The organism is Sphingomonas sp. UYEF23, from assembly GCF_040546165.1.
In the GTDB taxonomy this organism is placed as follows: Bacteria; Pseudomonadota; Alphaproteobacteria; order Sphingomonadales; family Sphingomonadaceae; genus Sphingomonas; species Sphingomonas glacialis.
Genome location: NZ_JBEPNG010000002.1, coordinates 24,952 through 49,912 on the forward strand (window position 1 = coordinate 24,952; position 24,961 = coordinate 49,912).

The following is a 24,961-nucleotide window of genomic DNA, read 5'->3' on the forward strand; positions in this document are numbered from 1 at the left end:
CGCCGCGATGCGCCCCCCGGCTAGCGGGGGACGCATTTCATCCAGCCGCGATCAGAAGGCGGCGGACAGCGAGACGACGAGCTTGCCCGACGAGATCGACGACCCGTTCTTGGTCGAGGAGAAATTGGGCAGCAGATAGGCGGCGCGGCGGCGCGAAATGTCGGTGCCGACATAAGCGAGCCCCAGCGTGACGGGCTTGAAGGTCACGTCGAGCCCGACGAGATAGTCGAGATACTTGCCCGTCGGTGCTACGCTGGTGCCGTTCGGCCCGAGCCCCGGATTGCCCCACGAATAGCCGAGATGCGCTTTGGCGGTGACCGGCGTGGTCGGGATCCCGGCGCTGACATCGCCCCACAGATAGGTATTGTCCTGGCTCTGCCCGCGGCTCTGCGGCGTGTTCGAGAAGTTGCCGAGCGCGCGCTGCTTGGGCGCATAAGCGACGCCGGCGAGCGCGCTGACCGGCCCGAGCGTCGTCGACAGCTTGGCATAGCCTTCGCCGAAATCGGTGAGATCGGCGCCGCCCGGATACATATACCACGTCAGCCCGACATCGACTGCCGTCCCTCCGCCGAGGCTACGCTTGTAGCCGCCGTACAAATCGAGCTCCATGTTGGCGCCGCCAAAGGTGCCCCAACCGGCCAGGTTGGATGCCCAGGTGCCGACATACAGGCCGCTCTTGTGCGTGGCGGAAATGCCGCCCTGGATCGCGGCCTCCTTGTCGCTCTGCGAGACGCCGCGGAAACGATAGTCCGACACGATCGCGACCGAACCCGACAGCACGACGGGTGGCGGCGGATCGGTTTCGTCGGCGAACGCTGGCGTGGCGATAGCGGTCAGCATGGCCGCCGCGATGGTGGAATAGATCTTCACTGGAACCCCCTGAAAACGGTCGATCGGGTCCCGCCTGCTGCCCCAACCGCCGCCGCATCTCACCGCTAGCGCTTCTCCAAACGGGAAGCGATGGGGCGGCGATCGGCCGGGACCTCATTTTTTTATGCGCGCTGTGCTGCTGCTTCCTTGCCGGATCGTAACGAACTGTTGCTCGATGCGGCAGCGCACAAAAAACCCCTCCCGGTGAGGGGAGGGGTCGGGGTGAGGCGTACCTGGGGGGTCGGTCTCGGGGGAGAGATGCCCCACCCCTATGTCCCTCCCCGAAGGGAGGATTCGCTGGCGTTACGCGGTCTGTTTGGTCAGCCGTTCGGAAGCGCCATAGACTTCGACCTGGCCACCCGCCGCACGGCGGCGTGCGAGCCATTCCTTGAGCAACTCTGCCGTCGTGTGGTCCGCCGACGAAAGCTGGCTCATGTCGAGCCGCATCGGGGCACCCTCGGGCACGGCATCGAGCGCACCCGACAGCTTGGGCAGCGTCAGGAAGGTCGCGGCACCCGCGAGATGGACGGTCTCGTGTCCGTCATTCTCGACACGCACCACCTTGAGGCGGAGGTTGCGCAGCACCGGGATCAGTTCGAGCAACGACAGCCCGATCCCGACCAGCACGCCGGTCAGCAGATCCTGCGTCACGACCAGCAGCAGCGTCACTGCCCAGATCACCACCGGCAGCAGCCCGTGATCCTTGAACAGATGCTTGGCATGGCTGAAGTTGACGAGCCGCCAGCCGGTCAGCACGAGCACCGCCCCGAGCGCCGCCATCGGAATCTCGCGCAGCAGCCACGGCAGCAGCGCGACGAAGCCGAGGATCCACGCACCGTGGAGGATCGTCGACAGCCGCGACGTCGCGCCCGCCTGGACGTTGGCCGAGCTGCGCACGATCACGCCCGTCATCGGCAGCGACCCGGCGAAACCGCACAGGAGGTTACCGATGCCCTGCGCGCGCAGTTCCTTGTTATAGTCGGTGCGCACGCCGTCATGCATGCGGTCGACCGCTGCTGCCGAAAGCAGCGTCTCGGCACTCGCGATGAAGGCGATAGCAAGCGCCGCGCCGATCACCGCAGGGTCAAGGAAGCGCGTGAGGAAGTCGGCGCCGGGCAGGCTGATCGCGCCGGCGATGTTCTGCGGCACCGCGACGCGCGCGACATCGATACCCGAGAGCCAAGCGACGAGCGTTGCCGCGACGACGCCGAGCAACGCGCCCGGCACGAGCCGCAGCGCCTTTGGCCGGAACTTCTCCCAGCCGAGCATCACGAGCAAGGTGAAGATCGCGAGCGCGATCGCGACTTCGGTCGTGCCGATGTCGCTCGACAGGCCGAACAGGCGGCCGGGGACAGCCGCGAGGTTCTTGAGGCCACTCGGGAGCGGCTTTTCATCGAACATCACGTGGAACTGACCGACCACGATCAGCACACCGATGCCCGCGAGCATGCCGTGCACCACCGCGGGCGAGATCGCGCGGAACCAGCCGCCGAGACGGAAGATGCCGGCCACGACCTGAATCGCTCCGGCCAGGATCAGGATCGGTCCAAGGGCTGACAGGCCCTGATCGCGGACGAGTTCGAACACGATCACCGCGAGGCCCGCGGCGGGCCCGCTGACCTGGAGTGGCGAACCCGCGAACATGCCGACGACGAGACCACCGATGATGCCGGTGATCAGGCCCTTTTCAGGCGGCACGCCCGACGCGATCGCGATGCCCATACACAAGGGCATCGCGACCAGGAACACGACGATCGAGGCGGTGAAATCGCGCCCCATCATGCTCAGCGACGGGAGTTTCACTCTGCGGCTTCCAGATACTCGACGTCCGAAGCGCGGTGGCGCTGCGCGGCGTGGGCGACGGGAAGCGGCTCATCCGCCTGGATCTGCGCGAAGCGACCCGTTGCGCCGTCGAGCGCGTACATCGCGCCGGCGCCGATGTCGAAGAACCAGCCGTGCAGCGAGATCTCGCCGCGCGCGATACCCGCGGCGACCGAGGGATGCGTGCGCAGATGCTGGAGCTGGACGACGACGTTCTCGAGCGCTGCGGCGCGGACGCCTTCCTCGTTGGTCAGCTCAGGATAGCCCTGGCGCACGACGCATTCGGCGGCGTGGCTGTGGCGCAGCCAGGCGGCGACATTGGGCATGCCGTTCAGCATCTCGGGGTTCATCAGCGCCTTCATCGCGCCACAGTCCGAATGGCCGCAAATGATGATGTCGCGTACGCCGAGCGCCGACACGGCATATTCGACGGTCGACGACACGCCGCCCATTTGCGACGACGACGGCGGGACGATGTTGCCGGCGTTACGGCAGACGAACAGATCGCCCGGCTCGGCCTGCATGATATGTTCGGGGACGACGCGCGAGTCGGCGCACGAGATCATCAGGGCCTTGGGGCTCTGGCCGTGCTGCGCGAGCTTTGCATAAAGAGCGCTCTGGTCGGGAAAGACGGCTTTCTCGAAACTGAGGACGCGTCCGATGAGGTCGTTCATGACTCTGCTCCTTGAGGTGCCCGTGGGGGAACGGGGTCAGGAGAGCATTTAGCCGGCGTGTTTTGCTGCGACGCGGCGGGTACGTTACGAATGATTGCTCTGGCGCAGGCGACCCAACCGTCACCCCGGCCTTGTGCCGGAGTCCACCGGGACACGCGCGCTGTCAGCCGCAAGGTGCGCGGCACGGTGGGCCCCGGCACAAGGCCGGGGTGACGGTTGGGTCTAAGAAACCGCCGGCAGCGCGATCTCCGCGCGCAACCCGCCCTCGGGCCGGTTGGACAGGCTCAGCGTCCCCTCATGCTCCGCCACCACGCGCGCGACGATCGACAGGCCGAGCCCGAGCCCGATCGTGTCGCGCGCGCGCGCCGTGTCGAGCCGCACGAAGGGCTCGAGCACGCGCGCCAGCGATGCCGCCGGAATGCCGGGTCCGTCATCCTCGATCCGGATCACCACGCTGCTGCCGTCGCGCAGCAGCGTCAGGAAGACGCGCTCGCCGTAATGCAGCGCATTCTCGACGAGGTTGACGATCGCGCGCTTGAGCGTGACGGGGCGCACCGACAGTTCGAGATGGTCGGGGCCGGTGTACACCGCCTCGCGTCCGCGATCGCTGACGTCGTCGCACACCGTTTCGCACAGCACCGCGAGATCGATCGCCACGCGCGGCTCGCTCTCGCCCTCGCCGCCGAGATAGGCGAGCAGCGAGGCGACCATCGCGTCCATTTCGAGCACGTCGGCCTCGACCGCATCGCGCAACGCCTCGTCCGAGATCGCATCGGCGCGCATCCGCAACCGCGCAAGCGGGGTGCGCAGGTCGTGCCCGACCGCGGCGAGCGCCTGCGTCCGGTCGGCGATCAATTGATAGATTCGCGCGTGCATCCGGTTGAACGCGCCGATCACGCGGCGCACTTCGCTCGGACCCGCTTCGGGCACCGCTTCGTCGCGGTCGCTCCCGCTGCCGACCGCGTCGGCGGCGAGCGCAAGCCGTCGCAAGGGGAGCAGCGTGCGGCGGATGAACAGCCCGCCCATCAGCAGCAAGGCGCCCGCCGGAATCATCGCGAGGATGATGCGTTCGCTCGAAAGATTGGCCTGGTGGATCGGCTGGCGCGTGTGGAAGCGCATCCAGCTGCGGTCGGCGAGCGTCACGCCGCCCGCGGTCACCGCATTGCGGCCGGGCGAGGCGAGGTTGAGCCGCAGATCGGCATGCGCGAGATCGGGCTCCCAGCCAATCACCTGGCGATACATCCGGTCGAGCGACGGCGCGAGTGGCGGCGGCGGGGCGAGCGCTGGCGCCCACTCGATTTCGTAGCGGCTGGTGGTCAGCTCGCGCGCGAGCAGCGGGCGCGCGGCGGGTACCTGCTCGTCGAGCAATTTGCGCGCGATGACGAGATGCTCGGCAAGCCGCCGCGCCTCGTCGTCACGCACCGAGAATTGGCTCGCGCGTTCGTAGAGCACCGTCGACACGCCGAATTCGAGGATCATCGCGAGCAGGAGGATCGCGAAGATCTGGCCGATCAGGCCGGCCGGGGTGTGGAGGTGCCGGCGCAGCGCCGCGCTCAATCGCGCGTCACGGGGGCGCTGAACATATAACCGATGCCACGCACCGTCGCGATCGGCGCATCGACGCCGGTGCTCGACAGCTTGCGCCGCAAGCGGCTGACGAGCACGTCGATGCTGCGATCCGAACTGTCGCCAAGCCGGGTGCGCGAGAGCTCGATCAGCCGCTCGCGCGCGATCACGCGGCCGCTATGGTCGCACAGCGTGACGAGCAGGTCGAACTCGGCGCCGGTCAGATCGACCAGCGCACCCGTCGGCGACAGCAATTCGCGGCGCGGTAAATTGACCGACCAACCGTCGAACCGCAGCATCCCATTGTCGCGCGGCGTCGCCTGACGCTCGACGCCGCCGCGGCGGAGCACTGCGCGGACGCGCGCGAGCAATTCGCGCGTGCCGAACGGCTTGGCGATGTAATCGTCGGCGCCGAGCTCGAGCCCGATGACGCGGTCGGTCTCCGATCCCTTGGCCGAGACGAAGATGATCGGCACGTCGCTCTTCTGGCGGATCGCGCGGCACAGATCGATCCCGCTGGTCCCCGGCAGCATGATGTCGAGCAGCACCAGATCGACCGGCCCCTGGTCGATCGCCAGCCACATTTCGGGCGCGGTCGAGGCGGGGCGGACGGTGTAGCCGTTTTCCTGCAGCGCGCGCGTCGTCAGCATGCGCAGATGCGGGTCGTCCTCGACCAGGACGATGGTCGGCATGAGCGGGGTGGGGTCGGTTACAGACATTGCTGCAGTGAGGTAGGCGAGGGCTGGAGGGGGGTCAAATCCGGCGTGCCAGCCGATTGTGCCAGAAACACTTTGTCATCGCGGCGAACGGCGCGAGCAAGGTTGCGCGCGTATTTGGGTGTCAGTGTCCCTTCGAGGAAATCTCCCATGTTCCGCACCATTCTCGCCGCCGCGCTCATTGCCCCCGCTCTCATTGCAACGCCCGCGCTCGCCAATCGCCTGGCGCACAGCCCGCAGCAAGTCAGCGACGCGCTTAAGCAGGGTTGCACCGTCCATCACGTCCATACCCCGGCCGGCAAGACCGTCCAGTCGCCCGCGCTGGTCCGTTGTAACGATCGCAGCGCGGTTGCTGCCACCAAGGCGGCACCGGCCGCCAAGACCGTGCTCGCCGCGGCCAATTGATGCGACCGGGCCCGCCGCCAGGCGGGCCGGTCATGCAAGCCACCAAGGCCTCGCGCAGACGAGTGCCACTGGCAGAGGATGCAAACCGCTCGGGCGCGTTCAGCGCCCGAGCCGCGTGATCGTTTCGTCGAGGCGCGCTACGGCCACGCCCATCTTGCGGACGATCATCACGTTTTGCGCGACCGTTCCGCCCGGTTGAAGCGCGAGAAACTGCTCCGCCTGCAACCCGCCTTTCATCGCGAAGCGCAAGTGCAGCACAGAGCCGTCGACACGCCCGTCGACCGGGCCGACCGCGTCGCTGAGCGTCCCCATATAGCGATCGGTGCCGACCGGATGCAGCACCCATTGGCGCTGCGTCGCGGGCTTGCCTTGCCGCCGCACCGTCTGATCGAGCACGATGCTGCCATCGTCGGTGACGCGGCCATTGCCCTCGACCAGCGTGGTGGCAGGCCGGTGCAGCGCGATCTTGAGCACGCCCTTGCCTTCGCTGCGCCCCGCAAAGAACGCCACCGCATCAAAGCGCGGCGCCGGTGCGCTTGCGACATGCGTCGTCGACACGCAGCCGGCGAGGGCGAGGCCGGCGATCAGCGCACCAAGCGGTGCGATGCCATGCCGCCGGGCTCGATCGAAAATGGTCATGCGTGTCGCCCTTTCAACGCGGCGCAGGACAATGCGTCCACGGCGCTACGCCCGCGACAACGGACGAAACGCGCATTGGCTCTCTAAATTCTAGTTCAGTCGCGCGGTTGGGCGGCAAATGAGCGACACCGCGCTCCCCTGGTCGGCGAATTGCAGCGTGAAGCCGTGCAAATCGACGATCGCCTTGACGAGGCTGAGGCCGAGTCCAGCCCCCTCGCACTCATGCCGCCCGCGATAGAAACGCTGCGTGACGAGCGCGCGCTCGGCCGGCGCGACGCCCGCGCCGTCATCGGCGACGGTGATCACCGCGGCCTCGCCCTCGCGACGGAGCGTGACGCGGACGGTGCCGCCGGCAGGGCCGAACTTCATCGCATTGTCGATCAGATTGGACACCGCTTCGATCAGCAAGCTCGCATCGCCCTCGACTGCGGGCGCGGGCTCGATCGCGCACTCGAGCGTGATACCGCGATCCTCGGCGGTCGGCGTGTGGAGTTCGCACGCGTCGCCGACGAGGTGCGCGAGGTCGATCGTCGCGAAGCGGCTGCGCCGTGCGGTATTCTCGAGCTCGCGGACGCGCAGCAGTGCCGCGACGATGCCGAGCAGCGTGTCGATCTCGGCGAGCGCGGCCTCGGCCACTTGCTCGAACGCGGGGCGATCGCCCGCCTCGCGCAAGCCGCGCTCGATCCGCGCGCGCAGTCGCGTGAGCGGCGTGCGAAGCTGGTGCGCGATGTCGTCGCCGATGACGCGCACATCGGAGACGAGCACCTGCAATCGGTCGAGCATCGTGTTGATGTGCGCGCACAGCAGCTCGAAACTGTCGGGCCGCGCGCCAACCGCAAGCCGCACGTCGAGATCGCCTGCGACGATCGCCTCGGTCAATTCCCGCACGCTGTCGACTTGGCGCGCGGCACGGCGGCCCGCGATCAATCCGACGCCAACTGCGAGCACCAGCCCGAGTGCGAGCCCGATGATCAGCGATCGCTCGACGACGCGGAGCGCCTCTTCGGCTTCGTCGAGGTCGATCCCGGTGAGCAGCAGATCACCATCGGGCATTGCGCACAGCGCGAGCCGCGCGACGTCGCTGGTCTTGCCGGGCAATTGCGTCGGCACCACCGTCGCGATCGTCGAGCCGCGACCGACGATGACGCCCGGCGGGATCGCGGCGACATTGCCGTCGAGCAGCCGTCGGTCCGCGTCGAACAAAGCGAGGAAGCGATCGCGGTGGATGTCCTCGGCGATCATCCGGCGCAAGGCGGCATGGCGTTCGGGATCGTGCAGCGCGCCGACCGTCCGGCAATCGGCCTGGAACGCTGCCTCGGCCGAATGGCGGTGGCTGTTCGAGGCGAGCAGCCAGAACAGCCCCGACAGCACCACCGACTGGACGATGAGCAACACCGCGATCGCACCGCCCCAGCGCCACGTCGCACGCACGCGCGGGTCAGCCAGGAACATCGAAGATATATCCTTGTCCGCGAACGTTGCGGATGAGCTGCGGTTCGCCCTCGGCATCGACCTTGCGCCGCAGCCGGCCGATATGGACATCGACCACGTTGCTGTTGGGCTCGAACGTATAGCCCCATACATCCTGCAACAACATCGAGCGCGTCACGATGCGGCCCGGGCGCCGCACCAGATAGTCGAGCAGCTTCAATTCGCGCGGCAGCAGCTCTAGCGCGCGACCGGCGCGCGTGGCGACGCCGGCGAGCAAGTCGAGATCGAGCGGCCCGGCAATCAGCCGCGTATCGCGCGTCTCGTTGGGGCGGCGCAGCAGCGCCTCGACGCGGGCGATCAGCTCGACCAGCGCGAAGGGCTTGGGCAGATAGTCGTCGCCGCCCGCGCGCAACCCGCGCACGCGATCGTCCAGGCTGCCAAGCGCGCTGAGCACCAGTGCCGGCGTCCGGCGACCGCTCCGGCGAAGCGCGGCAATGAGTTCGAGCCCGTCGCCATCGGGCAATTGGCGGTCGACGATCAGCAAGTCGATCGCCTCCTCGTGCGCCGCAGCCAAACCTTCGGATACAAGGAGCCGGTGCGTCACCGCATAGCCGTTCGCCACGAGCTCGAGCGTTATCTCGGTCGCGGTGCCGATATCGTCTTCGAGGAGCAGGATGCGAGTCACGCACGCGTGTTCGGCGCGGGGGGTGGCGGGCGTCAACTGAATTGCGGTTCAGACTCCGCGCTGTGGTCCCGGACTCGCTGCCGGCGGGGCGTCCCCTGCGGATTGTGGAACGTACCGACGTGCAAAGGGGCTTACGGGTACGTGATCGGCGCGGTACGGCCGGATCGGGCGATTCGGACGGGGATCGGCTATTGGAAAGGCGTTCGATGAGTTTGCTCGAGGCAACCGCACAGGAGCGCGCCGATAAGGCGCATGGCGAATCGCATTATGTCACGCGGATCGGCTGGCTGCGCGCGGCGGTGCTCGGCGCGAACGACGGGCTGTTGTCGACGTCGAGCCTGATGGTCGGCGTTGCCGCCGCCGCTGCGGGAACGTCGCAGATCATCCTGACCGGCGTCGCGGGGATCGTCGCGGGGGCGATGTCGATGGCGGCGGGCGAATATGTCTCGGTCAGCTCGCAGGCGGATTCGGAAAAGGCCGATATCGAGCGCGAACGGCTCGAGCTCGAGGCCAATCCCGAGCACGAACAGCGTGAACTCGCGGCGATTTACATGAAGCGCGGCCTGCCCAAGGCGCTCGCGGTCGAGGTGGTCGCGGCGCTGAGCGAGCATGACGCGCTCGAGGCGCATACCCGCGACGAGCTCGGCATCACCGACACCTCGACCGCCAATCCGCTCCAGGCGGCGGTCGCCTCGGCCGCATGCTTCCTCGCCGGTGGCTTGCCGCCGGTGCTGACCGCGTTGCTCGTGCCCGCGAGCATGATCCTGTGGGCGATCGCAATCGTCGCGGTGTTGACGCTCGGGGTGCTCGGCGCAGCGGGGGCGCGGACCGGCGGGGCGCCGATCCTGCCCGGCGTGGTCCGCGTGATGGTGTGGGGATCGATCGCGATGGCGGTGACCGCGGGCGTCGGGCACGTGTTCCACACGACGGTCGGCTGAGCGTATAGGCTCCGGGCAGTCGCGCTGCCTGCTTCGCTCAGGCCCCGGCGACGTGCGCCGCGAGCAGTTCGGCGTGCGCGGCCTCGAACTTCGCGCGGAAGGCGGGATTGGCCAGCAGGTCGCTCGCGACGAGCGTGCCGAGCGCGTGGCTCGCATCGAGGTCGCTTGCGAAATGGACGCCGCACAATTCGCGGCTCATCGCATAATCGGCGGCGCGATCGAAGATCTCTGACGAGCGGCCCTTGATCAGCCGCGCAAGCACGAAGCCCGCCGAATAGCCGAGAATGGCGTGGCCGCTCGGATAGGAAGTGGCGGGCTTGCCGATCGTCTTCTTGGCGCAATTGGGCAGCGTCGGGTCGATCCCATAAGGCCGCGTGCGGTGGAAATAGGCCTTGCTCAAGCTGACCGCCGCCTCGGCTTCCGCCTGCACGTCGCGCAGCAGCGCCCAAGTCAGCGGGTATTTCTCGAGCTCGACGCCGAGCGTGCGATCGAACAGCGCCGGGGTCTCGTTGCCGTCGTCGAATCGCGCGCGCGCGAGCCGTTCGACCGGTGCCGCCGCGATCAGCGTGCGCAGCTGCGCGAGTTCGCTCTGCTCCTGCACCGATCCCGGCGCGGGCGGGGCGGGGAGCACCGCACTCGGCGCGAAATCGGGCGCCGAGAGATAGTGGAAGGCGTGCGGGGCAGCCATTCCGGCCGACCCGATCATCCCCAGCGCCAGCACCGCCAGCGTCGAACCCAGAAGCTTCTGCATCGTCATATCCTCGGCCGGAGCGATCAGAACTTGATCCGGGCCGAAGCCAGGAACGAGCGCGGCGGCAAATAGCTGAACTGGTCGAGCTGACCGTAACCGCTCTGGAAGCCGCCCGTGACCGGCGCGCCGCTCGCGCTGGTCGAGATCGCGGTCACCGCGCGGCTGTTGAACACGTTGTTGACCGTGACGCCGAGCCGCAACCCGCCCTTGAATTCCTGGCTGATCGCGAATTCGCCGATGCTGTACGGGCGGATGCGATACAGCCGATAGCCGGGGCTGCCGGTATATTCGCTGGCATATTGGGGACCGGTGAACTTCTGGTCGAACGACAGGCGGAAGCCCGCATTGCGATAGATGAAGCCGCCCGCCGCGGTCGAGAAGGGCGCCTTGGCGATCTGTGCGCCGCTCGTCACGCTGAGCGCCTTGTTGTACGAGCCGTTGCCGAACAGCGTCAGACCACGGACCGGCATGTAGCTGAGCGAGCCCTCGACGCCCTTGTAGCGGACCTTGCCGATATTGACGAGCAGCGTCTGGTCGCAGCCGGTCGTGGTGCAGGTGCCGATCTTGTTGTCGATGTTGATGATGTATCCGTCGACATCGACCGAGACCTTGTTGCCGTGCCACACGCTGCCGAGCTGATAGTTGGTCGAGGTCTGCGGCTTCAGCGCATCGAGCGCGGTCGAGAGCGTGCCCGAGGCCGAGTAGAAGCTCGACAGATCGGGGACGTACATGCCTTGCGCATATTGGCCGTAGAACGACCAGTTGCTCGTCGGCATATAGTTGATCGTCGCGAACGGCAGCGTCTTGGTCCAGATCTGGCTGGTGTAGAGCGGCAGGCGCGTCTTCTGGTTGACCGGGGCGGCGATGCCGCGCTCGAAATGGACGTATTTCACGCCGGGCGTGATCGACAGGCCTTCGACCGGGTGGAATTCGAACTCGCCGAACAGCTGATACTGGTTCCAGTTCGAATGCTGGACGTAAGCGAGATTGGCCTGCGCGATTGGCGGCAGCGCGAGCTGCGCTGCGGTGCCGTTGCCGTTGTTGAACTTCTCGTTGAAGCTGAAGCCGCCGGTGGTGCGGTCGAGGTCGATCAGGTGGCGATCGGTGACGGCATGTTCGTACCAGCCGCCGACACGGATCTTGCCGAGCGCGAAGTCGTAATTGATCTGGCCGATATAGCCGAAGACACGATATTTGTTGAGCTTGTCATAGCCGAGGATGTCGGTCGGCTGGCCCGCCACCGTCTTGTAGGGCGAGGCCGCGGTGCCTGCGCCGCTGAAGCCGCTGATGACCGAGCCGGTGTTCCCCGATAGCGTGTTGTTGGTGTAGCCATACATGTACCCACGATTGTCGAGCGAGAAGCCCGACCCGAGATCGCTCTGCAGGCGAACGTACGAGAAATCGGTGGTCTTGTCGGTGCGGTTGTATTTCCAATAGTCGGGCAGGCTCGGATTGTTGCCGAGCCCGTAGTTGCGGCCATACAACCCGACGTTGGAATTCACCGCACAATCGTTGCCGGTCAGCTGTGTCAGCGGCTGGCCGTCGGCGCCGAGCGCAGTCGTACCGTTGGCGCCGACGCGTGCGCTGCCGCAGGTCGCGCCCTTGAGCACGTCCGACTGGTAATAATGGTTGCGGTTCCACGTGCTCATGATCGTCAGCGTGTTGTGGCTGCCGATCGGCGCGACGATCTTGCCGTAGAGGTTCTTGGAGCCGACCGGCGAATAGGTCAGCGCGCCGTCCGACTGCAGATACTGCCCCGTCAGCACGATCCGCGCCCCGCCGAGCTTGGCGATGCTGCCCGACTGCAATTCGGCGCGGCCGATAAAGGTGTTCCAGTTGCCGACGATACCCTCGACCTGCGCGCTCTGCTGCTCGCTCGCGGCGCGCGAATACATGTTGATGTTGCCGCCATAGGTCGCCTGGCCGAGCTGGCTGGCGTTGCCGGGGCCGCGATCGACGACGATCGTCTCGATCGTGTTCGACGGGAAGAACGCGGTCGAATGGTGCGTCGGGTTGTTGGTGTCGGCAAAGGGGATCGAATCGTAGGTGACGTTATATTCGCCGTCCTGGAAACCGCGGATCGTCGCCTTGGTCTCGCCCAGGCCATAGCCGTTGCCCGCGCCCGAGATCGACACGCTCGGGGTGAGCGCGATCAGTTCGTTGAAATCGGCTGTGGCGGTGGTGTTGGCGATGTAATCGCGGCTGACCGCAGCTTGCGGCTGCGTGGTCGTCAGCGAGACGGTGATCGGCGCGCTCTGCGCCGTCTTCGACCCGGTGACGATGATGTCGGCCGAGGTCAGCGACTGCTTGTCGTTCGCTTGCCCCGCGCTGTTCGCGCTGGTCGAGGTCTGCTCGCCACCCGGCGTCGCTTGCGCGGCAGGCGCAGGCGCAACGACGGGTGCGGTCGCATCGTTCGCCATCGCGGTGCCAGGCAAGGTTACGGACAAGGCCACCCCGGCGAGCAGGGTCTGTCGGAAAGTCGCGCGCATCGAAAATTCCCCAATAAGATCGGCCAGACGCTGCAGGCGATTGTTGCGCTTCTTCCGGGCCGCCATCGCGTGGCGAACCCCGGTTGCTTCCCCGCTGGCTGACCCCGCCTCTAGGCCGACGCGGTTACGGTCGTGTGGCGGTTCGATGGCCCGCCCAAGTCGCTATGCTAAATTCGAGTTAATGCAGGGCCGCTCACGCCGCGGCGAGCGTGGCGACGCAGCCGGGCGCGCCATCGCCGATCCGCAGCTCGAGCCGATGGACCTGCGCGATCGCCGAAACCAGCGCGAGGCCGAGGCCGTTCCCCGGCTGGCTGCGGCTCGCCTCGACGCGGTGGAAGCGCGCGCAGACCTTGTCGCGCTCGCCCGGCGGGATGCCGGGGCCGTTGTCCGCGACGGTCAGCACCGGCCCCGCCGCAAGCCCGATGACGATCTCGCCGCCCGCCGGCGTATACTTTATCGCATTGTCGACCAGATTGCCGACCGCCTCGAACAGCAGATCGGCATCGCCCTCGAACGCCACCGTGGCGGGCATCTCACGGCGGATGCGGACTCCGCGCTCGATCGCGGCGACCTCGTGGAAGTCGGTCGCATCGGTCACCACTTGCGCGAGATCGAGCATACGGAAGCCCTCGCGGCGCGCGCCCTCGTTCATTTCCGAGATGCGCAGCAACGCGTTGAACATCGCGATCATCCCGGTCACTTCCTCGACCGCGTCGCCGATCGCCGCGGCCATGACCACGGGGCTGGCGTTGCCGGCATCGGCCTGGCGCAACCGCGCGAGCAGCCGCGTCAGCGGGGTGCGCATGTCGTGCGCGATATTGTCGCCCGCCGCCTTCACTTCGAGCATCAGCCGCTGGACCTCGTCGAGCATGCGATTGACCTCGCACGCGAGCGCGTCGAGCTCGTCGCGACGTTTCGAGGGCGCGAGGCGCGCGTCGAGCCGCCCCGCCATGATCGCGTGCAGCGACTGTGTCAGCTGGCGGATCCGCCGTTCCTGCGAGACGGCGAGCAGCACCGAGCCCGACAGCCCGAGCACGAGCAATGTGAGGCCGCCCCACACGATCGCCGACACCATTTCTGCGGCGAAGGCGCGCGATTCCTGCAGGTCCTGCGCTACGAGGAAGCGATCGCCGGTGGCCAGCCGGAGCGTCATCGCGCGAAGATCGACTTCGCCGCGCGGCGTCACGCTGGTCAGGTCGAACGGCAGCTCGTCGGGATGCCCGACGGGGAGCGCGCGCGGCGCGCCGGCGAGCCAGCGTCCGCTCGGATCGAACAGGCCGAAGGGGCGCAGATGATGAACGTCCGAGCGGTTGTGCCGCGCGACGCGTTCGATCGCTCCGGTGCGATCGGTCTGCGTCTTCATCCGCACGATTTCGCGTGCGAGCCATTCGTCGGTCTGCGCATTGAAATGCGCGATCGCGCGATCATGCACGAAGCCGAGCAGGCTGGTCGCCGCCGCACCGAACAGCAGCAGGAAGAGGATCGCGACGCGGACGCTCGAACTGCGGCGCCAGCGTTCAAGCGCTGCGAAAGACATAGCCGGTCCCCCTCACGGTCTCGATCAGCGGCGGCAGGTCGCCGCGCTCGATCTTGCGCCGCAGCCGCGTGACATGGACGTCGATGACGTTGGTGCGCTGATCGTAGCGATAGCCCCACACGTCCTCGAAGATCATCGCGCGGCTGACGGGCCGATCGTGATGCCGCACGAGATAGGCGAGCAATTGCAGCTCGCGCGCCTGCAGGTCGATCTTCTGCCCGTCGACCCACGCCTCGCGCGCGATCAAGTCGATCCGCACGCGCCCCTGCTCGAGGCTGATCGACGAGGTCTCCGCCACGCGCCGGCGGATCAGCGCCATCACGCGCGCGGCGAGCTCGAGCGGCTCGAACGGCTTGGCGAGATAATCGTCGCCCCCGGCGCGCAAGCCCCGCACGCGCTCCTCCAAGGCCGAAAGTGCGCTGAGGATCAGCACCGGGGTGCGAATGCCGGCCTTGCGCAGCATGTCGAGCACGCCGACTCCGTCGATCCCGCCGGGCAGCATCCGGTCGAGCACGATCGCATCGAAATCCTTGTCCTTCGCCTGAAGGAACGCCGCGGCGCCGTCTTGCACCGTCGTCACGCGCAGCCCTTCCTCGGCGAGGATCGCGCAGATCGCGTCCGCCGATTTGGGATCGTCCTCGACCACCAGGACCGTCGCCACCGTTGTTACCTTGGACAGAGGAAAGCACCGCCATCCGCCGCAAGTGTGAAACCTTCGTGACGGTCGGTCCGCCCGACCCGCGGGTGACGCGCAGGGATCGCTTCGCCGCGTCAGGCGTCTTGACCAGACCGAGCGCGGAGCGCGTGATACGCGCGCGCAGATCCCGCCGACCCCGATCAAGGAATTGCGCATGGCCTCCGATACCCCCGTCTGGTTCGTCACCGGCTGCTCGACCGGCTTCGGTCGCGAGCTTGCGCAGCAAGTTCTCGCGCGCGGCTGGCGGCTCGTCGCGACCGCGCGCGACGCCGCGCGAGTGGCCGATCTGGCGGAGGGTGCCGAGGACCGCGTGCTCGCGCTGGCGCTCGACATGGCCGATGCCGGGCAGATCGCGGCGGCGGTCACGGCCGCGACCGAGCGCTTCGGTGCGATCGACGTGCTCGTGAACAATGCCGGCTATGGCTATCAGGCGTCGATCGAGGAGGGCGAAGATGCCGAGATTCGCGCGCAGTTCGAGGCCAACGTCTTCGGCCTGTTCGCGCTGACCCGCGGCGTCCTTCCTGGAATGCGCGAGCGGAAGTCGGGGCATGTCATCAATCTGAGCTCGGTCGCCGGGTTCGCTGGCTTCCCGGGCTCGGGCTATTACGCCGCGAGCAAGCACGCGGTCGAAGGCTTCTCCGACGCTTTGCGCGCCGAGGGCGCGCCGATCGGCATCAAAGTGACGTGCGTCGAGCCCGGGCCGTTTCGCACCGACTGGGCCGGGCGCTCGCTCAAGCAGACGCCGGTTGCGATCGCGGCCTATGCCGAAACTGCGGGCAAGCGGCTGGCCGGGACGTCCGAGGGCAGCGGCAGCCAGGCCGGCGATCCAGCACGGGCCGCGACCGCAATGATCGCGCTCACCGAACAGGCCGATCCGCCGCGCCATCTCGTGCTCGGCAAATGGGGCTATGACGCGGTGACCAAGAAGCTGCGCGAAACGCTCGCCGAAATCGAGGCGGGGGAAGCGACGAGCATCGGGACCGATTTTCCGAGCTGATCGCCCCGACTTTGGGCGCTCCGTAAAAAAACGCTTGCGGTTGACGCTGCGTCAAGCGGCATAGCGTCGGCATGCCCGATCTACCGCCCTCGCTCGACATCAGCGATGTCGCCCGCCGCACCGGCCTGACGACGCGCGCGCTGCGCTTCTACGAAGCGCGCGGGCTGGTGCGGCCGCTGCGCTCGGCGTCGGGGCGGCGCTTCTACGGCGCGGCCGAGCTCGAGCGCGTTCATCAGATCGTGACGCTCAAGCGCGCCGGGCTGACGCTCGCGCAAATCGAGCGCTTCACTCGCGACGGGCCCGTTTCGCTCGCGCGGATCGTCGCGGCGCAACTCGCCGCGCTCTCGGCGCAAGCCGACGACATTGCCGCGGCGCGTGCGCTGCTGCTTACTGTCCAGTCCCGCATCGAGCGTAGCGAGCCCATCGATGTCGCGACCTTCTGCTCGCTGATCCAGCACGGAGACCGAGTGATGACGCACGATCAATGGGATTTGGTGACCGACCGCTTCTTCACGCCCGAGGAGAAAGCCGCGTTTGCCGAAACGGCGCGCGCGATGCCGCGCGAATACGATCCGACGGCCTATGCCGCGCAATGGGCCGATCTTGGCGGGCGGATCAAGGCGGCGCTGCCGCTCGCGCCCGAGAGCGATGCGGCGCAGCGCTTTCTCGACGAGTGGCAGGCGTTGCTCGCGCCGTTCGAAGCGGTCGCGACGCCCGCGATGCGGTCGGGGGTAAATGCGATGTATGAGCGGATGGACGAATGGCAGCACGAGGCCGATCCCGGCTTCGACGCCGTCGTGTTCGGCTTCATTCAGCAGGCGATGCTGGCGCGCAAGGCGCAGGCCGCGCTCTGACTTACCACCGCCCCTAACCGTCACGCAGGCCTCGTGCCGGGGTCCACCGTGCCGCGCGTCCTGCATGTGCAGGATCCGTGTCCCGGTGGACCCCGGGACAAGCCCGGGGTGACGAGTGTGGGGGGGGCGGCGCGGCGCGCGAGCCCCTCCGCGCCCCGCGAGCCGCTCAGCGTTCCGCCAGCTTCGCGCTGAACGCCGCCAGCGTGCACAGGCCGACCACCCCCCGCGCGGTGCAGCCTGCAATCGGCAACACCGCGCGGTACGACGCCCGCGCGGTGCCGGCGCGCAGTTCGGCGAGCGACTGCGCGCGATAGACCGCACGGACGTAATGCTGTCCGCTCGCATCGCTCAGCCGCTCGAGCACGATCGCGCCCCCCGGCACCGGATCGTCGACGGCGATCCCGGGCACGCGCCAATGCAAATCGAGCAGCCCGGCGAGGTTGGCGACCTGCGTGTCGTGCCCCGCGATCATCGCGATCGTCGGCGCGGTTGGCGCATCGTCCGACAGCCAGCCGACGATCCGCGGGCTCAGCCCCGCCATGTTGCGCGCCGCGATATAGGGCGGGCGCGCGAGCAGGCGGAATTCGAGCGCATGGAACGCACCGAGCGCGGTGACATCGGCGGCGGTGGCGCGGCCCCAGCCGATCTCTGCGACGGGCTTCCCCTCGGCATATTCGAGCAGCAGGATCTGCGCCGCGGTCGAGGCGCGGTCGAGCGCGCCGCCGAGCTTGGGGCGTGTCGTCGCAGTGGCGGGGGTCAGCGTCGAGGGCTCGCGCGCCACGCCGCACTCGGTCTTCGCCGCCCCGCACAGGATGCGATCGAGCCGCGCGAGCAAAGGCGCCACGCTCCGCTCGACTGCCGCGATCCCGCCCGGCCCGACCGCCGCATCGACCGCGGCAGCCGCGCGCGCCGGGTCGAGCGGTGCGTGGCCGTCGGCAATCTGGTTGAACAGCGGGTCGGCCTCGTCCTGCGCGCGATGCTCGATCGCGATCGCGCAGCCGGGCGCGAGCCCGGTGGTATAGCTCTGCGCGGTCGCGATCGTGCGCTGGTCGCTGTCGGCGAGCAATGCGACGCGCGTCGGGCACGCCGTCGCGGGCATCAGTCCGCTTGCGGCAAAGCTTGCCCTGTCCGCGCCCGCGACCGCCACCACCGCGGCGGCACCGTGCGGGGTCAACCAGCCGGGCGCGACCGGCCAGCTCGGCCACGCCTCGGCGGTGACCCCATGCGGCATCGGCGGCGCCTTGGTCGGCGGGCGGATGCCGTGGCGCATCAGCAGCACGACGCGATCGACCTTGAGGCCGGTCGGGGCGTTCGGCGCGGGCGCAGCGCCACCGAGCGCCGCCACGGCAAGCGCGAGTGCGGCAAGCCGCAGCGGGGTCTTCATGGGTCTGTCTCCTTCGCCCCGCCTTGCCCGCTTTGTATGACAGCCGTGCGGCGTCAGGCGGCGCGTTGCTCGCGCGCGATCCAGGCGTCGATCTGCGTGTCGAGCAAGTCGAGCGGCACCGCGCCATGTTCGAGCACCGCATCGTGGAAGCGCCGCACGTCGAACTTTGCGCCGAGCTTGGTCTCGGCGCGCTGGCGCAGTGCGAGGATCTTCAATTCGCCGAGCTTGTAGGCCAGCGCCTGCCCCGGATTGGTGATGTAGCGATTGACCTCGGCCTCGATATTGGCGTCGGTCAGCGCGGTGTTGGCCTTCATGAAGGCGAGGGCCTGGTCCTTGGTCCACCCTTGCGCGTGCAGCCCGGTATCGACCACCAGCCGACACGCGCGCCACATTTCGTACGACAGCCGCCCCATGTCCTTCTCGGGCGTGTCATAAATGCCAAGCTCGATCCCGAGATGCTCCGAATAGAGCCCCCAGCCTTCGACGAAGGCGGTGAAATTGGTGTCGTATTTGCGGAAGTCGGGCAGGCTCATTTCCTGCTGCAGCGCGATCTGGTTGTGATGCCCCGGCACCGCCTCATGGCTCACCAGCGCGGGCAGCTCATAGAGCGGGCGCTGGTCGAGCTTCGATGTGTTGACGTAGAACGTTCCCGAAATGCCGACCTTGGGCGATCCCGGCATGTAATAGGCGGTCGGGCTGCTCGGCGCGGTTTCGGCCGGGATCGCGCGCACGCCGTAGGGCAGGCGCGGCAGCGTGCCGAACAGCTTGGGCATGTTGCCGTCGTTCGCCTTGGCCTGCAACGCGGCGGCGCTCATCAGCTCGGTCTCGCTCTTGGCGTAATATTTCGGGTTGGTGCGGAGTTCCTGGATGAACGCCTCGCGGCTGGCAAAACCGGCCTTCTTGGCGAGCGCTTCCATCGCGGTCTTGATCCGCTTTACCTCCGACAGGCCGATATCGTGGATCTGCGCCGGCGTCAGATCGGTCGTGGTCTGCTGGCGTACCTGAAAAGCGTAGTATTTCGCGCCCTCGGGCAGCGCCGCGGCGCCGACGCTGACGCGGCATTTGGGGAGATAGGCGGTGCGATAATAGTCGGCGATCTTGCGATATTCGGGGTTGATCGTGTCGGTGATCAGCACGCGCGCGCGGCTCTGCCAGTCGGCCCATTCGGTGTCGCTCATCCCCGCCGGGCGGTTGCCCTTGAACGGCGCGTAGAAGCGCGAGTCTTCGGGTTTGGCGGTGATCACGCCGGAGATCGTCGTCTCGAAGCCGTTCAGCGCGGCGCACGGCTGAACATAGCCGCCTGCGACGGCTTGCCGCGTGATCTCGAGTTGCTGCGCATTGGCACCGGGGAATTGCGCGAGCCGGATGAGGTAGCTCTTGAAATCGGCGCGCGTGCGAACCGGCACCGTGTCGGCGAGCCCGGCAAAGCTCTGGTACCAGCTGCCGAGCGTGGTGAAGGTGATCATCCGCTCGCCGAAACCGTTCGCCTCGATCTGCTCGGACAGGATGCGGCGCAGGATCGCCTTGTTGGTGCGGTCCTCGTCGGTCAGCTTGGCCGCGGGGATCGCATCGAGCCGCTTGATGAACAGCGCCGCCTGCGCTGCCTGGCGGTCGAGCTCGGCCAGGCTGAAATCGCCGAGCCGATCGTCATAGGCGTGGACGCCGAGCGAGGTCGCATAGACCGGGTTCGATTTGAGGAACCACGCCCAGTGATCGGCGATGACGCGGTGGAGATCGTCGGCGGGTGCGGCAACCGCGGGCGCGGCGACGGTGGCGAGCAAGGCTGCGAGAACGAAACGACGCATGGAATCCCCCTTATGTTGGGGCAAGCCTAGGCGAAGTTTCGGCAGCCGATAAGAGCCGGTTTCTACGCAGTTCGAGCGCGCACGAAAAAGGGGCCCGGATCGCTCCGAGCCCCTCTCTCACCATAGCCTTGCGGCCAGGGTGTTAGTCGCGATCGCCAGTCAGGAACGCCGGGGCGAACTCGGGCGCAGGGCCGTCCTCGTTGCCGCCAGCGGCGCGCTCGGGGCGTGCACCGCCGCCATCGCGGCGCGGACCACGGCCACCGTCGCCGTCACGACGCGGGCCACGGCCTTCGCCGCCGCCACCGCCGCCGCGCGGACCACGATCGCCGCCGCCCGGGCCACGGCCACCGTCGCCATCACGACGCGGCGGGCGCGGACCACGGTCGCCGCCTTCGCGCGGCTCACGGGCAGGACGCGTGTCTTCGAGCTCGGCACCGGTCTCCTGGTCGACGACGCGCATCGACAGGCGAACCTTGCCGCGCGGGTCGATCTCGAGGACCTTGACCTTCACTTCTTGACCCTCGGAAAGAACATCCGAGACCTTCTCGACGCGCTCGTTCTTGATTTCTGAGACATGGACGAGACCGTCCTTGCCGCCCATGAAGTTCACGAACGCCCCGAAGTCCACCAGGTTGACGACCTTGCCGTCATAGACCTTGCCGACTTCGGCTTCCTCGACGATGCCCTTGATCCACTTGATCGCAGCTTCGATCTGCGCGGTGTCGGACGACGACACCTTGATCACGCCCTCGTCGTCGATGTCGACCTTGGCGCCGGTCGTCGCGACGATCTCGCGAATGACCTTGCCGCCCGTGCCGATGACGTCACGGATCTTGGTCTTGTCGATCGTGAAGGTCTCAATGCGCGGTGCGTGCGCCGAGAGTTCCTCACGGGTGTGGTCGAGCGCCTTGGCCATTTCGCCGAGGATGTGCGCGCGGCCTTCCTTGGCCTGGGCCAAAGCGACACGCATGATCTCTTCGGTGATGCCCGCGATCTTGATGTCCATCTGCATCGTGGTGATGCCGGCTTCGGTGCCTGCGACCTTGAAGTCCATGTCGCCGAGGTGATCCTCGTCGCCGAGGATGTCCGAGAGAACCGCAAAGTCCTTGCCCTCGAGGATCAGGCCCATCGCGATGCCCGAGACCGGACGCTTGAGCGGCACACCGGCATCCATCATCGACAGCGAACCGCCGCAGACCGTCGCCATCGACGACGAGCCGTTCGACTCGGTGATGTCCGACAGAACGCGGATCGTGTACGGGAACTCGTCCTTCGACGGCAGCACCGGGTGCAGCGCGCGCCAGGCGAGCTTGCCGTGGCCGACTTCACGACGGCCCGGCGCACCGAAGCGGCCGACTTCACCGACCGAGTAGGGCGGGAAGTTGTAGTGCAGCATGAAGTTCTCGTACGACAGGCCGGTCAGGCCGTCGATCATCTGCTCGGCGTCCTTGGTGCCGAGCGTGGTGGTGCAGATCGACTGCGTCTCGCCACGCGTGAACAGTGCCGAACCATGCGCGCGCGGCAGGAAGTGCACCATCGCCTCGATCGGACGGATCTGCGTGGTGGTACGACCGTCGATGCGCGTGCCGTCCTTGAGGATCGCACCGCGGACGATCTCGCCCTCGAGCTTCTTGACGAGCTTGCCGGCCGCCATCTGGTCCTGCGGCGCGGCATCGGCGAAGGCTTCGCGGGCCTTGGCGCGGACTTCGTACAGCAGATGCGAGCGCTGGCCCTTGTCGGTCACCTTGTAGGCAGCGGCAATGTCCTTGCCGACGAGCTTGCGCAGCTTGTCCTTGGCGGCGGTGAGATCGGCCTGGGCGGCCATTTCCCACGGATCCTTGGCAGCCTGCTCGGCAAGATCGATGATCAGGTTCGCGGCTTCGCGGCACGCCTTGTGCGCGAACTGGACGGCGCCGAGCATGACCTCTTCCGAAAGCTCCTTGGCTTCGGATTCGACCATCATCACGGCGGCGCCGGTTGCGGCGACGACGAGGTCGAGCTCGCCCGACTTGGTCTGCTCGACGGTCGGGTTGAGGATGTACTCGCCGTCGATGTAGCCGACGCGCGCTGCGCCGATCGGGCCCATGAACGGCACGCCCGAGATGGTGAGGGCAGCCGATGCGGCGACCATCGCGAGCACGTCGGGCTCGTTCTCGCCGTCATACGACAGGACCTGGCAGATCACGTTGATCTCGTTGTAGAACCCTTCGGGGAACAACGGGCGGATCGGGCGGTCGATCAGGCGGCTGGTCAGCGTTTCCTTTTCGGTCGCGCCGCGCTCACGCTTGAAGAAGCCGCCGGGGATGCGGCCGGCAGCCGAATACTTTTCCTGGTAATGGACGGTCAGCGGGAAGAAGTCCTGGCCTTCCTTCACCGACTTGGCGGCGGTCACGGCGCAAAGCACCACGGTCTCGCCGAGCGTCGCCATCACGGCGCCGTCTGCCTGGCGCGCAACGCGGCCGGTTTCCAGCGTCAGCGTCTTGCCACCCCATTGGGTGGTTACGGTCTTGGTATCGAACATATCGTTTCCTTCAACACCACTGGCCGGATGCCAGTGGGGCCTATGTGCGGACTAGCCGGTCCGCGCGGTTCGGAGCCTTTCGTGGCTCCCGGCCAAACCGCCGAATTGCGGAATGGCGAAAGGGGTTGGATGTAGAAACGGCGCCCGAGGGCGCCGTTCCGTGAGGTCTTGAGTTACTTGCGCAACCCGAGCTTCGCGATGAGGGCGGTATACCGCGCCCCGTCCTTGTGGCGGAGATAGTCGAGCAGCGTGCGCCGCTTGTTGACCATCATCAGCAGCCCGCGGCGCGAATGGTTGTCCTTCTTGTGGCCCTTGAAGTGCTCGGTCAGGTTGCGGATACGCTCGGTGAGGATCGCGACCTGGACTTCGGGGCTGCCGGTGTCGCCTTCGACGCGGCCATGTTCCTTGACGAGCGCGTCCTTGCGCTCTGCAGTGATCGTCATGCTTCTTCCTTCGACATCATTCAGAGATTGAAACCGCGAACGACGCGAACCTCGCGGTCCTGGACTTCCACCAGAGCGACGGGAATTTCTTCCGATGTCGCGAAGTAGGAGCCATCGTCGGCGGCGATCCCGATCAACACCCGCCCCTGACGGAGCAGCCCTGCCTGATCGGGGGAGAGGGAGAGAGCCGGGATGTCGTCCAGCCCCGCCCTCAATGGCAGGAGTTTGTCTTCAAGGGCGCGCGCCTGCCCGAGTTCGGCCAGTTTGTCCAGCGATATCGCGTTTTCGAGGGTGAAGGGGCCGGCCTTGGTGCGGCGCAGCATGGTGACGTGGCCGACGGTTCCGAGCGCGATCGCGATGTCGCGCGCGAGGCTGCGGATATAGGTGCCCTTCGAGACGTGGGCAGTGAGGGTGATGTGGTCAAGAAGAAGGCCCTCATCCCGACCTTCTCCCGCGAAGGCGGGAGAAGGAGAGGGAGCGGAAAGCGATCTCCCGCCTTCGCGGGAGAAGGTTGGGTGAGGGCCTTCTTCTCGAACGCAGACGAGCGAATGGATCGTCACAGACCGGCTCGCCAGCACCACCGCCTCGCCAGCGCGCGCAAGATCATAGGCGCGCTCGCCATCCACCTTCAGCGCGGAATAGATCGGCGGCACCTGTTCGATCGGCCCGGTGAAGCGCGGCAAAACAGCCTCGACCTTCGCCAGCGTCGGCCGCACCGCGCTCTCGGCGATCACCTTGCCCTCGAGATCGAGCGTGTCGGTCTCCGCTCCGAAAGTCACGGTAAAGTCGTACACCTTGTCGCTGTCGAGCATCCGCCCGGCGAGCTTGGTCGCCTCGCCAAGCGCGATCGGCAGCACGCCGGTGGCGAGCGGATCGAGCGTCCCGCCATGCCCGACCTTGATGCCACGCTTGCTGACATCGTAACCCGACGCCCGCAGCGCGCGCTTGACCGCGGACACCGCTTGCGTCGAGCCCAGCCCGAGCGGCTTGTCGAGGATCAGCCAGCCATGCACGCCGCTCACACCCCGCCGAGCTGCGCGATCCGCAGGAAGACATCCGCCACGGCGTTGGCGATTGGTCCGATCACACGGCGGATGATGTCGAACTGCGGGCTGATCATCGGCAGCACGAACAGCAGGATCAGCAGCAGCGGAAGCCCGAAGCGCGCGAGCTTGGCGTACTGGATCGCCGCGGCGCGCGGCAGCAGGCCCTGCACGACATGCCCGCCATCGAACGGCGGCAGCGGGATCAGGTTGAAGACGCCCAAAAACACGTTGATCAGCAGGAAGCTGTACAGCACGTCGAACGCGAAGCCGACCGCCGTATGCGGTGCGCCCTCGGCCGGAACGCCGCCGGCGAGCCCGACGAACGCCGCGAGCCCTAGCGCGGTCAGCGTCGCCAGCACGAAGTTGGTTGCGGGGCCCGCGAGCGCGACCAGCATCATATCACGCCGCGGGTTGCGCATCTGCGACGCGATCACCGGCACGGGCTTGGCCCAGCCGAAGATCGGCGCGTGTGCGATCGCCAGAATCATCGGCAGCACGACCGTGCCGATCGGATCGACATGTTTGATCGGGTTGAGCGTCAGCCGCCCCATCCGCTCGGCGGTATGGTCGCCGAAGATCCGCGCGACATAGCCGTGCGCGACCTCGTGGAACACGATCGCGATCACGAGCGGGATGAGCCACACCGCGATGGTGTAGGGCAGGTCGGGATTGGTCATCGGGGTCCGTTCGGG

Annotated in this window: 22 protein-coding genes; 4 read left to right on the forward strand and 18 right to left on the reverse strand. The window is 67.4% G+C overall.

Features of this window, described 5'->3' with window-relative positions:
• Nucleotides 1-51 precede the first annotated feature (51 nt).
• From ABIB28_RS03310 to ABIB28_RS03330, 5 genes are all read right to left on the reverse strand, one after another.
• Entirely contained in the window at nucleotides 52-870 is an 819-nt protein-coding gene (locus tag ABIB28_RS03310; RefSeq protein ID WP_502958194.1) for a TorF family putative porin, read from the reverse strand.
• Nucleotides 871-1,173: 303 nt separating this feature from the next.
• A complete protein-coding gene (locus tag ABIB28_RS03315; protein WP_165954579.1) occupies nucleotides 1,174-2,652 on the reverse strand; it encodes a SulP family inorganic anion transporter in 1,479 nt (492 codons plus the stop codon).
• Nucleotides 2,653-2,669: 17 nt separating this feature from the next.
• Nucleotides 2,670-3,365 carry a carbonic anhydrase gene (locus ABIB28_RS03320; RefSeq protein ID WP_133190174.1) on the reverse strand — a complete coding sequence of 232 codons (696 nt, stop codon included), beginning with the start codon at nucleotides 3,363-3,365 and terminating at the stop codon, nucleotides 2,670-2,672.
• Between the two features lie 222 nt (nucleotides 3,366-3,587).
• Nucleotides 3,588-4,922, reverse strand: coding sequence for an ATP-binding protein (locus tag ABIB28_RS03325; RefSeq protein WP_206365570.1), 1,335 nt, complete (start codon nucleotides 4,920-4,922; stop codon nucleotides 3,588-3,590).
• Nucleotides 4,919-5,650, reverse strand: a complete 732-nt coding sequence (locus ABIB28_RS03330; protein WP_354286384.1) for a response regulator transcription factor — start codon at nucleotides 5,648-5,650, stop codon at nucleotides 4,919-4,921. The genes ABIB28_RS03325 and ABIB28_RS03330 overlap by 4 nt, the downstream gene beginning before the upstream one ends.
• A gap of 147 nt (nucleotides 5,651-5,797) precedes the next feature.
• On the opposite strand from ABIB28_RS03330, the gene ABIB28_RS03335 reads away from it, so the two are divergent.
• Nucleotides 5,798-6,052 (forward strand): hypothetical protein, encoded by a 255-nt coding sequence (locus ABIB28_RS03335; RefSeq protein ID WP_354286386.1) that lies wholly within the window; start codon nucleotides 5,798-5,800, stop codon nucleotides 6,050-6,052.
• Between the two features lie 99 nt (nucleotides 6,053-6,151).
• On the opposite strand, the gene ABIB28_RS03340 is transcribed toward ABIB28_RS03335, so the two are convergent.
• The 3 genes from ABIB28_RS03340 to ABIB28_RS03350 all read right to left on the reverse strand — a co-directional run bounded on the left by ABIB28_RS03340 (nucleotide 6,152) and on the right by ABIB28_RS03350 (nucleotide 8,807).
• Nucleotides 6,152-6,691 carry a DUF3833 family protein gene (locus ABIB28_RS03340; protein WP_354286388.1) on the reverse strand — a complete coding sequence of 180 codons (540 nt, stop codon included), beginning with the start codon at nucleotides 6,689-6,691 and terminating at the stop codon, nucleotides 6,152-6,154.
• A 90-nt stretch (nucleotides 6,692-6,781) separates the two neighbouring features.
• Nucleotides 6,782-8,143, reverse strand: a complete 1,362-nt coding sequence (locus tag ABIB28_RS03345) for a sensor histidine kinase (protein WP_354286389.1) — start codon at nucleotides 8,141-8,143, stop codon at nucleotides 6,782-6,784.
• Complete coding sequence (locus ABIB28_RS03350; protein WP_133190164.1) at nucleotides 8,130-8,807, reverse strand: response regulator transcription factor; 678 nt, start codon at nucleotides 8,805-8,807, stop codon at nucleotides 8,130-8,132. Before ABIB28_RS03350 ends, ABIB28_RS03345 begins: the two co-directional genes overlap by 14 nt.
• A gap of 206 nt (nucleotides 8,808-9,013) precedes the next feature.
• On the opposite strand from ABIB28_RS03350, the gene ABIB28_RS03355 reads away from it, so the two are divergent.
• Entirely contained in the window at nucleotides 9,014-9,745 is a 732-nt protein-coding gene (locus ABIB28_RS03355) for a VIT1/CCC1 transporter family protein (RefSeq protein WP_133190162.1), read from the forward strand.
• 37 nt (nucleotides 9,746-9,782) lie between these two features.
• Here the strand turns inward: ABIB28_RS03355 and ABIB28_RS03360 are convergent, their stop codons facing one another.
• The 4 genes from ABIB28_RS03360 to ABIB28_RS03375 all read right to left on the reverse strand — a co-directional run bounded on the left by ABIB28_RS03360 (nucleotide 9,783) and on the right by ABIB28_RS03375 (nucleotide 15,183).
• Nucleotides 9,783-10,496: a phosphatase PAP2 family protein gene (locus ABIB28_RS03360; protein ID WP_354286391.1), complete on the reverse strand. Its 714-nt coding sequence runs from the start codon at nucleotides 10,494-10,496 to the stop codon at nucleotides 9,783-9,785.
• Nucleotides 10,497-10,519: 23 nt separating this feature from the next.
• Complete coding sequence (locus ABIB28_RS03365) at nucleotides 10,520-12,985, reverse strand: TonB-dependent receptor (RefSeq protein ID WP_354286393.1); 2,466 nt, start codon at nucleotides 12,983-12,985, stop codon at nucleotides 10,520-10,522.
• 193 nt (nucleotides 12,986-13,178) lie between these two features.
• Nucleotides 13,179-14,522 (reverse strand): sensor histidine kinase, encoded by a 1,344-nt coding sequence (locus ABIB28_RS03370; RefSeq protein ID WP_354286395.1) that lies wholly within the window; start codon nucleotides 14,520-14,522, stop codon nucleotides 13,179-13,181.
• Nucleotides 14,503-15,183 carry a response regulator transcription factor gene (locus ABIB28_RS03375; RefSeq protein WP_354286397.1) on the reverse strand — a complete coding sequence of 227 codons (681 nt, stop codon included), beginning with the start codon at nucleotides 15,181-15,183 and terminating at the stop codon, nucleotides 14,503-14,505. Before ABIB28_RS03375 ends, ABIB28_RS03370 begins: the two co-directional genes overlap by 20 nt.
• Before the next feature lie 190 nt (nucleotides 15,184-15,373).
• Here ABIB28_RS03375 and ABIB28_RS03380 point away from each other — a divergent pair, with 190 nt between their 5' ends.
• Together ABIB28_RS03380 and ABIB28_RS03385 are read left to right on the forward strand one after the other, a co-directional pair.
• Entirely contained in the window at nucleotides 15,374-16,216 is an 843-nt protein-coding gene (locus tag ABIB28_RS03380; RefSeq protein ID WP_354286399.1) for an oxidoreductase, read from the forward strand.
• A gap of 71 nt (nucleotides 16,217-16,287) precedes the next feature.
• The gene (locus tag ABIB28_RS03385; RefSeq protein ID WP_354286401.1) at nucleotides 16,288-17,070 is read left to right on the forward strand and encodes a MerR family transcriptional regulator; all 783 of its coding nucleotides are present in this window, start codon (nucleotides 16,288-16,290) and stop codon (nucleotides 17,068-17,070) included.
• 166 nt (nucleotides 17,071-17,236) lie between these two features.
• On the opposite strand, the gene ABIB28_RS03390 is transcribed toward ABIB28_RS03385, so the two are convergent.
• From ABIB28_RS03390 to ABIB28_RS03415, 6 genes are all read right to left on the reverse strand, one after another.
• A complete protein-coding gene (locus ABIB28_RS03390) occupies nucleotides 17,237-18,454 on the reverse strand; it encodes a histidine-type phosphatase (RefSeq protein WP_354286402.1) in 1,218 nt (405 codons plus the stop codon).
• Nucleotides 18,455-18,507: 53 nt separating this feature from the next.
• A complete protein-coding gene (locus ABIB28_RS03395) occupies nucleotides 18,508-20,259 on the reverse strand; it encodes a DUF885 domain-containing protein (protein ID WP_354286404.1) in 1,752 nt (583 codons plus the stop codon).
• Nucleotides 20,260-20,401: 142 nt separating this feature from the next.
• Nucleotides 20,402-22,780: a polyribonucleotide nucleotidyltransferase gene (gene pnp, locus ABIB28_RS03400; RefSeq protein ID WP_354286406.1), complete on the reverse strand. Its 2,379-nt coding sequence runs from the start codon at nucleotides 22,778-22,780 to the stop codon at nucleotides 20,402-20,404.
• 173 nt (nucleotides 22,781-22,953) lie between these two features.
• Entirely contained in the window at nucleotides 22,954-23,223 is a 270-nt protein-coding gene (gene rpsO / locus ABIB28_RS03405) for a 30S ribosomal protein S15 (protein ID WP_010183700.1), read from the reverse strand.
• 20 nt (nucleotides 23,224-23,243) lie between these two features.
• Complete coding sequence (truB, locus tag ABIB28_RS03410) at nucleotides 23,244-24,245, reverse strand: tRNA pseudouridine(55) synthase TruB (RefSeq protein WP_354286408.1); 1,002 nt, start codon at nucleotides 24,243-24,245, stop codon at nucleotides 23,244-23,246.
• Nucleotides 24,242-24,946, reverse strand: a complete 705-nt coding sequence (locus ABIB28_RS03415) for a site-2 protease family protein (protein WP_354286410.1) — start codon at nucleotides 24,944-24,946, stop codon at nucleotides 24,242-24,244. The genes truB and ABIB28_RS03415 overlap by 4 nt, the downstream gene beginning before the upstream one ends.
• Between the last annotated feature and the right edge of the window lie 15 nt (nucleotides 24,947-24,961).